Below are 13,903 nucleotides of genomic sequence, written 5' to 3'. Positions count from 1 at the left end.
AAGTTTCTTAATATTCATCACTTAACAGAAAATCAGCATTCTCATTTTTCGGTTTCAGGGGAACCGATCTCCTGGGCCACTTGAATGTACACTATGCAACAAAAACCCTTGTAAACACAAGGGTTTTTAAGTGGAGCTGAGGGGAATCGAACCCCTGTCCGAAAGTCTATTCATTACAGTATCTACTATCATAGTCATTTTACTGACATTCCCTCCGCCTTACGCCAAATGACAGGCTTAAGGCTTCAGTAGCTTCATGTTACGCCCACCTGCTCAAAGCTTTGCAGGAGTCGTTTCCTACATAATCGACGCCAGGATCTTAATGTGTAGGTGCACTAAGGCTGACGAGCAGCACTTAGGCTGCTAACGCTAATTTATTATTATCTGCGTTTATATTTAAGTTCCATGTTTTAACGTGGTCACGGAGTCCACGGATAGCTGCTCTAACTGCAAAACCCCCGTCGAAACCAGTACAACCCCTGGTATAACGGCAAGGCACACCGTCGCAGATAAATACAGATTCTTCTGTTCGTCACAGAAGGTTCTGTTGACATTTAACTATAGCTTATTTTACCCGGCATGTCAACAGACTTTTTTCAATAGAGATTTTTTACCTTGAAATCCTTCTCTGCCTCCCGGCGCTGGTCCTTTTTAGCAATGTCCTGGCGCTTGTCATAGAGCTTCTTGCCTCTTGCCAGGCCGATCTCCACCTTCACCAGGCTTCCTTTCAGGTAAACCTTTAACGGCACAAGTGTGTAGCCCTTCTGGGCAATCTGCGCCTCCCACCGGTGGATCTCATAATCGTGGAGCAGAAGCTTTCTCACCCGCAGCGGGTCCTTGTTAAATATATTTCCCTTCTCGTAGGGGCTGATATGCATACCATAGATAAATACCTCACCCCGTGCAATACGGACAAAGGATTCCTTGATGCTGCACTTCCCCATACGGATGGACTTCACTTCTGTCCCGTGGAGGGAAATCCCTGCCTCCAGCGTTTCGTCAATAAAATAGTCAAAATATGCTTTCTTATTATTTGCAACCATCTTTATACTGTCCCTGGGCATCTGATCCCCTCCTTTCTTTTCCTGTCTATCGTATCAATTTTCCATTTCAAAATCAATGGTTCGCAGTAATTTATCTGCGGATACCGCTCTTATTTTCACTTTCTGGCCAAGCTTATACACTTTTTTGCTGTGTTCGCCTGTGAGCTGGTACTGCTCCGCATCATAGATATAATAGTCATCCTTCATGGTTTCAAGCCGGATCAGCCCCTCAACGGTATTGGCCAGCTCCACAAAGATGCCCCATCCGGTCACACCGGAGATAACCCCCTCAAAGCTTTCATTCAGATGACGGCTCATATACTCCACTTTCTTTAATTTCTCCACTTCCATCTCAGCTTCATCGGCCCGGCGCTCCAGAGCGCTCGACGAAGCGGCCACACCTCCCAGAACAGCATTGTAGTGAGCAATCCGCTTTCCATTCAGCTTCCCGTGGAGATTCTCCTTTATAATACGGTGAATCTGCAGATCAGGATAACGGCGGATCGGTGATGTAAAGTGACAGTAGTACTTGGTAGACAATCCGAAATGTCCCAGATTCTGCGTGGTATACTGCGCCCGCTTCATGGATCGGAGCATCAGCCTGCTGATCAGGGCCTCATTGGGATTGCCGTCCAGTTTGGCAATCAATTTCTGCAGCTCCTTGGGATGAATTTCATTTTTACCCAGATGGATAGAGAACCCGAAATTATTGATAAAAATGCCGAAGCTGCGCATTTTCTCCTCATCCGGCGCCTCGTGGGTACGGTAAACAAAGGGCAGTTCCTGCCAGAAATAGTCTTCCGCCACCGTCTCGTTGGCCGCCAGCATAAAATCCTCGATAATACGGGTTGCCGTATTTCTCTCATAAGCCTTTATTTCCACAGGAGCGCCGTTCTCATCTGTCAATATCTTGCTCTCCGGAAAATCAAAGTCGATAGAGCCTCTTTTTCTTCTCTGTTCCCGCAAGATGCCGGCCAGCTCCTGCATAAGCTGAAACATCGGCACAAAGCCCTCGTACTCTTTGCAGACTTCTGCATCCCCGTCCAGTATTTTCTGGACATTGGTGTATGTCATTCTCCTGTCTACCTGAATCAGCGTTTCTGTAATCTGGTGGCTGACAATCGTCCCATTCCCGTCAATGTCCATCAGACAGCTTAACGCCAGCCGGTCTGTCCCTGCATTTAAAGAACAGATTCCATTGGAAAGCTTGTGAGGCAGCATGGGAATCACGCTGTCCACCAGGTAGGCGCTGGTTCCCCGTTTCAGGGCCTCCTTATCCAAAGGCGAATTTTCTCTTACATAATGGGAGACATCTGCGATGTGCACACCCAGATGATAAAGGGTTCCCTCTTTGGATATAGATATCGCATCGTCCAGATCCTTGGCATCCTCCCCGTCGATGGTTACAGTAGGGAGATTTCGCAGATCCAGCCTGCCTTCTTTTTCACTTTCCTGCACTTCCTCGGGAATCGCCTGAATCTGATGGAGCACTTCCTCCGGAAATTGTTCCGGCAGGCCATAGGCCTTCACGATGGAAATGACGTCCGATTTCGGATCGTTAATATGTCCCAGTATCTCCAGAACCACCCCTTCCGGGTTCTTCTTCTCATCACCGTAGGAGGTCAGCTTAACCAGCACTTTATGGCCGGAGACTGCCCCTTTGGTCTGACCCTTGGAGATAAAAATATCCTTGTTGAACTTCTTATTATCTGTAATTACAAAACCGAAATTCCTGCTCTTCTGAAAGGTACCTACCACAATTTCATTGGCCCGTTCCAGAATTTTTAATACAACGCCTTCTCTCCGCTTTGTTCCGGTACTTGCCTGCACGATCTGGATCTGGATACGGTCACCGTGCAGGGCCCCTTTGGTCTTTGACTCAGGGATAAAGACATCATCGTCTTCTCCTTCGATCACGGCAAAGCCAAATCCCCGCTCTGTCCCCGAGAAAGTTCCCACTTTTATATCGTCCGCAGGCAGGCGGTAGCGTCCTTTCCCATCAATAACAATCTTTCCTTCCTTTTGCAGTGTATCTAATATCTGCCGAAAAAATGGTTTATCCCCTCTGGGAACCTGTAAAAAACCGGCCATTTCATTCAGTTTCAGCGGTTTATACTCGTTCGACGATATATATTCAAATACTTTTTGCTTTCTTTCTTCTAATTTTTCTATTTCCATTTCATTCCTTTCACCCAAATAAATAGCTTGAAACTCTCTTTGCCTCAAACTTGACACCAAAGGCTCTCTTTCCGTCCTATATTAAGTATATCCTTTTTTTGGAACCAATACAATAAAACATGCTTACCCAGCAGGTTCTGATTATATCAAAGCCCGGCGCTCCGGTCTTTTTTCCATGTAAAAAGGACCGCTTCAAAAAGAAGCGGTCCGGTTTCATCACGTCTCATTCTAATTGTCACTAAAAATTCAGATTCAATACGATAGAAAGAACAACAAATACCGTGCCCAGGATTGCTGTAACCTTAGACATCGTCCCTTCTTTAGAACGGCCCTTATTCTTCTCCCAATAGCTGTTGTTGCCGCCTGAACCTGCACCGCTGAGTGCAGCACTGAGGCCTTCCGACTTACCTTCCTGCATCAATACGATTATAACAAGCGCGATACTGACAACGACATAAATCATCGTAAGCACTACTTTTAACGCTGCCATCCGATTCACCTCCTAAAAGTCTAACGAAATGATTATACCACATCCGGACAGGTATTACAAGAATTATCTCTTAATCAAAAGGGATTTTCCTGTCATCTCAGATGGCTGCTTCATATCCATCATCTCAATCAGAGTAGGTGCGATATCGGCCAGGCAGCCTCCCTCTCTTAATATATACTCTTTATCATAATTCACCAGTATAAACGGCACCGGATTGGTTGTATGGGCAGTAAAGGGCTCACCGCTCACATAGTCTACCAGCTGCTCCGCGTTTCCATGATCTGCACAGATAAACATCTGTCCATCCACTTCCATCAGCGCATCATAAGCTTTTCCCACACAGGTATCCACAGCCTCGATTGCCTTAATCGCAGCATCCTCCACACCCGTATGCCCAACCATATCCGGGTTGGCAAAGTTTACGATAATAACATCATATTTACCGGACTTTATGGCATTTACCAGGCCATCGGCCACTTCGTAAGCGCTCATCTCCGGCTGCATATCATAAGTCGGCACTTTCGGAGAATTCACGAGAAGTCTGTCTTCTCCCTTGTTCGGCACTTCCACACCGCCGTTGAAGAAGAAGGTTACATGGGCATATTTCTCTGTCTCCGCAGTCCGCAGCTGCGTCTTGCCATTCGCGGCCAGAAACTCACCGAAGGTGTTTGTGATCTCAACTTTATGGAAAGCAACCAGCTTATTGCCAATGGTTACATCATAATCGGTGAAGCATACGTAGGTCAGCGGGAAACGGCCGTTTGGCCTTGCAAATCCATCAAAATCGTCACAGCAGAATGCTCTTGTGATCTCTCTGGCACGGTCCGGTCTAAAGTTAAAGAAAATAACAGAATCATTTTCTTTGATCGTAGCAACCGGTTTGCCGTCTTCCAGAACAACGGTAGGTACCACGAATTCATCATTATTGCCCTCATCGTAAGAATTCTGCATTGCCTGAACCGGATCTTCTGCTGTATTGCCCTCGCCTGCAACCATAGCGCGGTAAGCTTTTTCCACACGGTCCCAGCGGTTGTCACGATCCATTACATAGTACCGGCCCATGACAGAAGCCACTTTGCCTACTCCGATTTCTTTCATCTTCGCAACCAGCTCTTCCACATAACCCTTGCCGGAAGCGGGCGGTGTATCACGGCCGTCCATAAAGCAGTGAACATATACATTGGTCAGCCCTGATTTTTTAGCCAGCTCAAGCAGAGCATAGAGATGGGTATTATGACTGTGTACGCCGCCGTCTGAGAGCAGACCGTACAGGTGCAGATCAGAATTATTTTTCTTGCAGTTGTCGATTGCGGCGAGAAACGCTTCATTTTCAAAGAAATCCCCATCCTGAATGGATTTGGTGATCCGGGTCAGCTCCTGATACACGATGCGGCCTGCACCCATATTCAGATGGCCCACCTCGGAATTGCCCATCTGTCCTTCCGGAAGGCCTACCGCCATCCCGCTGGCATTTCCCTTCACAAACGGATACTCCGCCATCAATTTATCCATAACCGGAGTTTTCGCCTCTTTAACGGCATTCGCCTCCATCTTTTCATTTAGTCCATAACCATCTAAAATCATTAAGACTGTAGGTCTTTTACTCATATATTCCTCCATTCCGAAGCGATTCAAAAGGATGAAAGGCCGGCACCGGGCCGGTCTTATAGTGAATGAAGCCGTGACGCTCCGGCACTGGCTTCGCTCTCAGGGGCAGAGTTTCTATCTGCCTGAATCAGGACCTCCCGGTTATCCCGGAGAGGCCCCGCTAAAGTATAATTATTTATAATTTACAATCTTACCGAAATCTGGCTTCAGAGAAGCGCCGCCTACAAGACCGCCGTCGATGTCAGGCTGTGCGAATAATTCCGGAGCGCTGGCGCCGGATACGCTGCCGCCGTACTGAATGCGGATTGCTGCCGCTGTAGCGTCATCATAGATTTCAGCGATGCATGCACGGATTGCCGCACATACTTCCTGAGCCTGCTCTGTCGTTGCAACTTTGCCGGTACCGATTGCCCAGATCGGCTCGTAAGCGATCACTGCTGTCTTAGCCTGATCTGCTGTTACATTCAGGAAAGCAATCTTAATCTGCTGACGTATCCAGTCGATTGTGATACCCTGCTCTCTCTGTGTTAAGGACTCGCCGCAGCAAACGATCGGTGTAATACCGTGCTCGAATGCTTTCAGAACTTTCTTATTTACCGTCTCATCTGTCTCAGCGAAATACTCTCTTCTCTCAGAATGCCCGATAATAACATATTTTACGCCTGCATCGGTTAACATATTCGGAGAAATCTCGCCGGTATATGCGCCGCTCTCCTCATAATACATATTTTCCGCACCGATATTGATATTGGTGCCTTTTGCAGCTTCCATACAAGGAATGATATCAATAGCAGGTACACAGAAAAGAACATCTACGTCGTCATTCTTTACCAATGGCTTTAATTCATTCACTAATGCAACCGCCTGTGAAGGGGTCATGTTCATTTTCCAGTTACCTGCAATAATTTTCTTTCTCATTTTACTTATCTCCTTTTTACCATTTATCCCACAAAAGTTCTTCGCCGCAGAAACGGCGAAGAACCAATTGTTGTCAACCGCACATCCTGTGCTTATTTATCGTTCGCTGCAGCAACACCAGGAAGCTCTTTGCCCTCCAGGAATTCCAGAGAAGCGCCGCCGCCGGTAGAGATGTGTGTCATCTTGTCGCCGAAGCCAAGGATATTAACAGCCGCTGCGGAATCGCCGCCGCCGATAATTGTTGTCGCGTCGATATCTGCCATAGCCTGTGCAACAGCAACCGTACCAGCTGCGAAGTTGCTCATCTCAAATACGCCCATCGGTCCGTTCCATACAACGGTCTTTGCGTCTTTGATCGCATCCGCAAACAGTTTTCTTGTCTCCGGTCCGATATCCAGGCCCATCTCATCGTCAGCGATCTCGCCGGCTTTCACGGTGTGGAACGGAACATCGTTGGAGAATTCCTTTGCCACTACAGTATCAACCGGGATCAGCAGGGCTACACCCTTTGCTTTTGCTTTATCTAACATCTCTTTTGCGTAATCCAGATAATCATCCTCTACCAGAGAAGTACCGATCTTGCCGCCGGTTGCTTTCATGAAGGTATAAGCCATACCGCCGCCGATGATCAGAGTATCAACCTTGTCAAGCAGATTATTGATAACGGAAATCTTGCTGGAAACCTTGGAACCGCCCAGAATAGCAACAAAAGGTCTGACCGGATTATCCACTGCATTGCCGAGGAAATCAATCTCCTTCTGCATTAAGTATCCTACCACTGCGGTATCTACAAACTGGGTAACGCCTACGTTGGAGCAGTGAGCTCTGTGAGCGGTACCAAATGCATCATTCACAAATACATCACATAAGGAAGCCAGGTCTTTGCTGAATGCTTCGCCGTTCTTAGTTTCTTCTGCTCTGTAGCGGGTATTCTCAAGAAGAACGATGTCGCCGTCTTTCATTGCATCAACAGCGGCTTTTGCGTTCGGGCCCACAACCTCAGGATCTGCCGCGAACTTTACTTCCTGTCCAAGCAGCTCTGCCAGTCTCTTTGCAACCGGTGCCAGAGACAATTCCGGTTTCGGCTCACCCTTCGGTTTGCCAAGATGGGAGCAAAGAATCACTTTGCCGCCGTCGGCAACCAGTTTCTTGATGGTAGGAAGTGCTGCTACCAGACGGTTCTCATCGGTAATTTTGCCTTCCTGAAGCGGTACATTAAAATCACAGCGAACCAGAACTTTTTTACCCTTTACATTGATATCATCAATTGATTTCTTATTTAACATAGTCTCGTTCCTTTCCCTACACAATTTTGTTTATCCGCATTCTCTCACACCGGACAGCCGCCGATCATGACAGAATCCTGAATACAGCTTGATTCATCCGACGAAAACGGGCCCGGTCCTACAAACAGACCGGACCCGGTTAGGATCAATACAATTGATATAACTTATTCGATTATGCTAATTCAGCAAAATATTTGATCGTTCTTACCATCTGGCTTGTGTAAGAATTCTCATTGTCATACCAGGAAACAACTTTAACTAAAGTTGTGCCGTCGCCCATATCCATACATTTGGTCTGAGTTGCATCGAACAGAGAACCATATGTGATACCGATGATATCAGAAGAAACCAGTTCTTCCTCTGTGTAACCGAAGGACTCGGAAGCTGCTGCTTTCATAGCTGCATTTACATCATCAGCGGAAACAGTGCCGTCACAGATAGCAACCAACTGTGTCAGAGAACCGGTCGGTACCGGAACACGCTGTGCACAGCCGTCTAATACGCCGTTTAACTCCGGAATAACAAGGCCGATTGCTTTTGCAGCACCGGTGGAGTTCGGAACAATATTAACTGCAGCTGCACGGGCTCTTCTCAGATCGCCTTTTCTCTGAGGACCATCCAGAGTCATCTGATCACCTGTGTAAGCATGAATTGTGGTCATATAACCTTTTTTGATTTTAGCCAGGTTATTCAGAGTATTAGCCATAGGAGCCAGGCAGTTTGTTGTACAGGAAGCTGCAGAAACTACAGTATCTGTAGGTTTCAGAATATTTTCATTTACACTGTATACTACGGTAGGAAGATCATTTCCTGCTGGAGCAGAAATAACAACTTTCTTAGCGCCGGCTTTGATATGAGCCTCTGCTTTTGCTTTAGAGGTAAAGAAACCGGTACACTCTAATACAACATCTACATCCAGATCACCCCAAGGAAGAGCGGTCGGATCAGCCTGTGCATAGATTTTGATTTCTTTGCCATCTACTGTGATGGAATCTTCACCAGATGTAACTTTGTCACCCAGAGCGTATCTGCCCTGTGCTGAATCATATTTTAATAAGTGAGCTAACATCTTAGGGCTTGTCAGATCGTTGATTGCTACGATCTCGTAACCCTCAGCGCCAAACATCTGTCTGAATGCAAGACGTCCGATACGTCCAAAACCATTAATTGCTACTTTTACTGCCATGATTTTTTCCTCCTAGAAAAGATAAATTTTATTAGAAATGCCTGTCCCTCTGCGAAACAGGCCAAACCCCGCCGTTGACCGGGGGGCTTCACGGACGCTTCCATCCGCCGCCTTTACATAAGGGACATAAGCCATTTGCCAATGATTGACAAATTTTTCGCAAAGCTTGTTTTCATTCTAAACCATATATTTAAAAAATGCAAGGGGGAATCTACAACCTTCTGTAAATATCCGCATACTTTTCCGCCGACTGTTTCCAGGAATAATCTTCTGCCATCGCCCTGTCGATAATCTTATTCCATTCTTTCTTTTTATTGTAATATATGGATTTTGCATACCCGATAATATCCAGCATCTCATGGGCATTGTAATTGGCAAATGAAAATCCGGTCCCGGTCCCTTCGTACTCATTGTAAGGCTGCACCGTATCTTTCAGGCCGCCGGTTTCACGTACAATCGGCAGCGTTCCGTATCTCATACTGATCAGCTGACTCAGGCCGCAGGGTTCAAAGAGGGACGGCATCAGAAACGCGTCGCAGGATGCATAAATCTTATGGGCTCTCTCCTCGTTATAGAAAATATTTGCAGATACGCGGCCTTTATACTTCCACTCATAATGGCGGAACATATTTTCATATTTGGGATCGCCGGTTCCCAGAATCACAAACTGGATATCCTCGCTGCATAACTCATCCATAACGTAATCGATCAGATCCAGTCCCTTCTGATCCGTCAGCCTGGACACCAGGCCCAGCATAAAGGTGCGGTGATTCTCTGTAAGCCCCAGCTCCTGCTGCAGCTGCTTTTTATTCTTAATCTTCTCCCTGCGGAAATTCGAAGCGTTAAAATGCCTTGCAATCAACGGGTCAGTCCCCGGATTCCACTCCTTATAATCAATCCCGTTTACAATTCCCTCCAGCACATTACTCCTGGCATTTAACAGACCGTCCAGGCCCTCTCCGTAAAAACTGGTCCGGATCTCCTCTGCGTAGGACCTGCTCACCGTGGTAACATAGTCCGCATAGACCAAACCGCCCTTTAAATAATTGGCGTCGCCGTAAGCTTCCAGCTTATCCGGCGTGAAATAGTAGGAAGAAAGTCCGGTGATATCTTTAACCGTCTGTACATCCCACACGCCCTGAAACTTCAGATTGTGAATGGTGATCATACTGCGGATGCCCTGATAAAATGCTCCCTCCGCAAAACTGTCCTTTAGATAAACCGGAATCAGCCCGGTCTGCCAGTCGTGACAGTGAATGATATCCGGCCGGAAATCCAGCAGAGGCAGGGCTGAAAGCGCCGCCTTGCAGAAAAATGCAAATTTCTCCACATCCTCATAAATATTCCCATATGGCTGCGTCCCCGCAAAATAATATTCATTGTCGATAAAGTAATACCTTATCCCTTCGTACTCCAGTTCAAACACACCCACATACTGGCTTCTCCAGGCCAGATCCATGTAGAATGTGGCGACAGGCTTCATTTGATTCTTCCATTTTTCCGCTATCATGACATACTTTGGAAGTATGACGCGCACATCGAACTCCTCCGGGTCCAGATTCTGCGGCAGCGATCCCACCACGTCCGCCAGCCCTCCGGTTTTGATAAACGGTACGCATTCCGATGCGGCAAACAAAATATTTTTCATAGACATTACCCTCCTATGACATCTTCTGAATCCTATTATACATGAATCTTACGTGTATTGAAAGCTGAAATATAAAAGGGCACGAGGCTTAAGCTGATCCCCGTGCCCGGAATATCCTATCCAATAAAACCAGAATATACCACCCTAATATGTTCATTTGTCCTTAATACGGAATGTTCTTCTCCTTGTCCGTGTGCCTTTTAGACACAATCGGCCCTTTTTACCTTAAAAAAGGGCAAAATAATAACCGTCTCTTCCGAACTGTCCAAACTTTGTCTTTCGTAAACGGTTTCTCAGATAAATATGCGGCTTTAAATGAATCAGATTTATTGTTGTGTCTTATACTGCAATCTGATCTTGTCTGCGATCAGGGCAACAAACTCTGAGTTGGTCGGTTTCCCCTTGCCGTTACTCACCGTATAACCAAATAATTCGTCAATTGTATCCATTTTGCCTCGGCTCCATGCGACTTCAATCGCGTGACGAATCGCCCGTTCTACACGGCTGGCCGTTGTTTTGTGCTTCTTAGCAATGGTCGGATACAGAATTTTTGTGATCGAATTCAACATTTCCTGATCATCCACAGACATCATAATGGCATCCCGCAGATACTGATACCCTTTAATATGGGCGGGAACACCTATCTCATGGATAATATCTGTGACATCGGCTTCCAGATTATGTACCTGCGCCATACTCTTAACCGGCTCATTCATTTTCACCGGAGCAGTGATCTGCACCTGATTTTTAATTCTGGACAAAACGACATTATTGTCAAACGGTTTCATGATGTAATAATTGGCGCCCAGTTCAAACGCATTTTCTGCAATTCCCTCCTGGCCTATTGCAGTAAGCACTATAAATCGAGGTATCTTTGTCATATTCCGCAATGTTTTTACCTTTTCCAGTACACCCAAACCATCCAGTTTCGGCATAATAAGATCCAGCAGAACCACATCCGGCGTCTTTTCCTTAATCATATCGAGCGCTGCCATTCCATCTGTTGCTGTCCCCACTACAGAAATATCCTTGTCCTCCTTCATGATATCCGACAAAATGGAAATCATTCTCTCATTATCATCGACAATCCCTACGTTTACCATCTCTTTTCGCTCCTTCCTCTCCAAGCACTGCTAAAAAAATTGTTTTTTCTTTATTTTTCCTATAAACCGCATTATATTAACATTCTATTAAATCTTCAAGCTCTTTCTGTCGCATAATTCGACAAAGTCTGACACTCTTTTCTATTTTTCCGACAGCATGTTTTCGATAAAAATTCCGAACCCCCTTGTAGAATCTTTAACAAAAACGTGGGTTACCGCACCAATTATTTTTCCATTTTGGAGAATCGGACTGCCGCTCATTCCCTGTACAATTCCGCCGCTTAGGGACAAAAGATTTTCATCCGTTACATGAATCACCATTCCTTTATTTGCACTGTCACTGTTTAAATACAGTTTTTCTATTTCGATTTCATATTCCTTGACTGTTCCGTCTATGCCGGACAAAATAGTAGCAGGTCCTTTTTCTATTTCCTGTTTTAACGCAATCGGCAAAGCACCGTACTCATTCTGTGAAGTTTCTTTTTCGCTCCAGCTGCCAAAGATACCTTTTGACGAATTTGAGAGAATCTCTCCGATTTTTTCTTCTTTGCCTGTCTCCAAAAAACCAACTATTTCCCCAGGATTCCCTTTTGTTCCCTTTTTGATATCGACAATTGTCAGCGGATATAAATCACCTCTTTTCAGTTCCATAAGAATACCGGTGTCCACATCAGTGATGCCATGTCCAAGAGCGCCGAACCTTTTATTACTGTCTACATACGTGATTGTGCCAATTCCCTGCGTATCATCTCTGATCCAGGCTCCGATTTTATATTGGCCGTCCGATGACTTTACCGGTGCAACCAGAAGATCCGTTTCTTCCCCATTTCTGCGAACCGTCAGGGTCACATTTTCGCCGCCGGCATCCTGTATTCGCTTTACAAGATTATGTTTTGAGTTTACTGCAGTTCCATTTACTCCTAAAATATAATCGCCCGTTTGAAGCAGAGACAACGCAGGTTCATAGTTCAAACCATCCGCGCCCTCAATTCTCCCTGTTCCCAGAACCAGCAGCCCGTCTGTTTCCATACTGATTCCAACCGGAAGACCGGATGGCGTCAGTGCTATATTATTGTTTATAACATCGACTTGTACGGATTTCCAAGGAAATATGCCAAATAGTTTCACTTTCATGGTGAAACTTCCGGTTTCTGTCGCATGCATGGCAACCTGAGTCTTGTTCAGCTGCCCTTCCTGAACCTGCGGGGCGGTGGAGAAATTGGCCGCTATTGATTCGTCCTCCGGTTCCATCTCGATCGGCAGGGCGGATGAAAGGTATTCCGTCTCACCCACCATAATATTCATATGGTCCGGCACCTGGTTATTCATAGCCTGTATGCCGTAATACCCCAGCAGCACCAGTGTGGCTGCGAGACAGCCGATTAAAATTATCCGGTAGATACCCTTCCTTGTCATTGTTTATACCCTGCCTTTCTTACATATCATAAAAATAGTAAGCCCTGTCAATAATAAACAGGACTTATCTACTGTAATGTTTGTTTGCAGAGTTAGTATGTACCGAATATCATAATTTTATAAACAGATGGAACAGAACTGTATCATGAAATGTAAAATGCTGAATCCTTCGGGAATCTATGGTAAAATGAAAGAATGAATGGAGGGCTGCTCATGTTTTATCATGCACAGAATGGCAAATTAGAATTCGAAGAAACAGATATGGACTACATCTGTTTTGGCCGGGGTGAAAAAAATCTGATTTTTATTCCTGGATTGGGCGACGGATTAAAAACGGTAAAAGGAACCGCCGTGGCATTCGCATTGATGTACCGTATCTATGCTTTAAAATACAGGGTATTTGTGTTTAGCCGTAAGAACCTGCTGCCGGAAGGGTATTCCACCCGTGATATGGCAAACGATGTGAAAGAGGCAATGGTCCGCTTAAAGATAGCAAAAGCGGATATCATAGGTGTATCCCAGGGCGGCATGATCGCTCAGTATCTGGCGATTGATTATCCAGCCATGGTACATAAACTGATTCTGGCCGTAACCTCGCCGAGGCCAAATGAGACTTTAACCGCCGCTGCAGAGCACTGGATTGCACTGGCCCGATCCGGTGATTACAAAAATATTTTTATTGATACGGCCGAACGTTCTTATACGGACCGCTACTTAAAAAAATTCCGCAGATTATATCCGGTCCTTACAAGGCTTGGAAAGCCCAGGGACTTTGACCGGTTTATCATCCAGGCAGATGCCTGCATCCGGCATAATGCCATTGACGAACTGGATAAAATAAAATGTCCCGCCTGTATAATAGGAGCGGACAATGACAAAATCGTTGGAAGAAATGCTTCTCTGGAAATTGCGGACAGGATTGAGGGAAGCAGAATTTTCATATATCCGGACATGGGACACGGCGTGTATGAGGAGGCAAAAGATTTTAACGAAAGGGTTCTAAACTTTCTGGATGCACAGTGACATT

11 protein-coding genes and 1 other RNA gene are annotated in these 13,903 nt (G+C 45.8%); 1 reads left to right on the top strand and 11 read right to left on the bottom strand.

Features of this window, described 5'->3' with window-relative positions; all coding sequences use genetic code 11:
• Positions 1 to 128: 128 nt before the first annotated feature.
• The 11 genes from ssrA to spoIVB form a co-directional block, all read right to left on the bottom strand.
• Positions 129 to 480, bottom strand: a transfer-messenger RNA (tmRNA) gene (gene ssrA / locus ABCW47_RS10370).
• Positions 481 to 596: 116 nt separating this feature from the next.
• Entirely contained in the window at positions 597 to 1,064 is a 468-nt protein-coding gene (smpB, locus tag ABCW47_RS10365; protein ID WP_343209846.1) for an SsrA-binding protein SmpB, read from the bottom strand.
• A 33-nt stretch (positions 1,065 to 1,097) separates the two neighbouring features.
• Entirely contained in the window at positions 1,098 to 3,221 is a 2,124-nt protein-coding gene (gene rnr, locus ABCW47_RS10360) for a ribonuclease R (RefSeq protein WP_343209845.1), read from the bottom strand.
• Positions 3,222 to 3,459: 238 nt separating this feature from the next.
• Positions 3,460 to 3,711 (bottom strand): preprotein translocase subunit SecG, encoded by a 252-nt coding sequence (gene secG, locus ABCW47_RS10355; RefSeq protein ID WP_343209844.1) that lies wholly within the window; start codon positions 3,709 to 3,711, stop codon positions 3,460 to 3,462.
• Between the two features lie 63 nt (positions 3,712 to 3,774).
• Entirely contained in the window at positions 3,775 to 5,319 is a 1,545-nt protein-coding gene (gpmI, locus tag ABCW47_RS10350; protein WP_343209843.1) for a 2,3-bisphosphoglycerate-independent phosphoglycerate mutase, read from the bottom strand.
• Between the two features lie 171 nt (positions 5,320 to 5,490).
• Positions 5,491 to 6,237 carry a triose-phosphate isomerase gene (gene tpiA / locus ABCW47_RS10345; RefSeq protein WP_343209842.1) on the bottom strand — a complete coding sequence of 249 codons (747 nt, stop codon included), beginning with the start codon at positions 6,235 to 6,237 and terminating at the stop codon, positions 5,491 to 5,493.
• A 92-nt stretch (positions 6,238 to 6,329) separates the two neighbouring features.
• Positions 6,330 to 7,523, bottom strand: a complete 1,194-nt coding sequence (locus ABCW47_RS10340; RefSeq protein WP_343209841.1) for a phosphoglycerate kinase — start codon at positions 7,521 to 7,523, stop codon at positions 6,330 to 6,332.
• 172 nt (positions 7,524 to 7,695) lie between these two features.
• Positions 7,696 to 8,709, bottom strand: a complete 1,014-nt coding sequence (gap, locus tag ABCW47_RS10335) for a type I glyceraldehyde-3-phosphate dehydrogenase (protein WP_343209840.1) — start codon at positions 8,707 to 8,709, stop codon at positions 7,696 to 7,698.
• A 211-nt stretch (positions 8,710 to 8,920) separates the two neighbouring features.
• Complete coding sequence (glgA, locus tag ABCW47_RS10330; RefSeq protein ID WP_343209839.1) at positions 8,921 to 10,357, bottom strand: glycogen synthase GlgA; 1,437 nt, start codon at positions 10,355 to 10,357, stop codon at positions 8,921 to 8,923.
• Between the two features lie 326 nt (positions 10,358 to 10,683).
• Complete coding sequence (spo0A, locus tag ABCW47_RS10325) at positions 10,684 to 11,460, bottom strand: sporulation transcription factor Spo0A (RefSeq protein ID WP_343209838.1); 777 nt, start codon at positions 11,458 to 11,460, stop codon at positions 10,684 to 10,686.
• Positions 11,461 to 11,601: 141 nt separating this feature from the next.
• Positions 11,602 to 12,876, bottom strand: coding sequence for a SpoIVB peptidase (gene spoIVB / locus ABCW47_RS10320; RefSeq protein WP_343209837.1), 1,275 nt, complete (start codon positions 12,874 to 12,876; stop codon positions 11,602 to 11,604).
• 213 nt (positions 12,877 to 13,089) lie between these two features.
• Here spoIVB and ABCW47_RS10315 point away from each other — a divergent pair, with 213 nt between their 5' ends.
• Positions 13,090 to 13,899, top strand: a complete 810-nt coding sequence (locus tag ABCW47_RS10315; RefSeq protein WP_343209836.1) for an alpha/beta fold hydrolase — start codon at positions 13,090 to 13,092, stop codon at positions 13,897 to 13,899.
• The last annotated feature ends 4 nt before the right edge of the window (positions 13,900 to 13,903 follow it).

The organism is Anaerolentibacter hominis, from assembly GCF_032380675.1.
GTDB classification, from domain to species: Bacteria; Bacillota; Clostridia; order Lachnospirales; family Lachnospiraceae; genus Anaerolentibacter; species Anaerolentibacter hominis.
The sequence above is the reverse complement of the archived record's forward strand: the minus strand, read 5'-3'. Positions and strand labels throughout refer to the sequence as shown.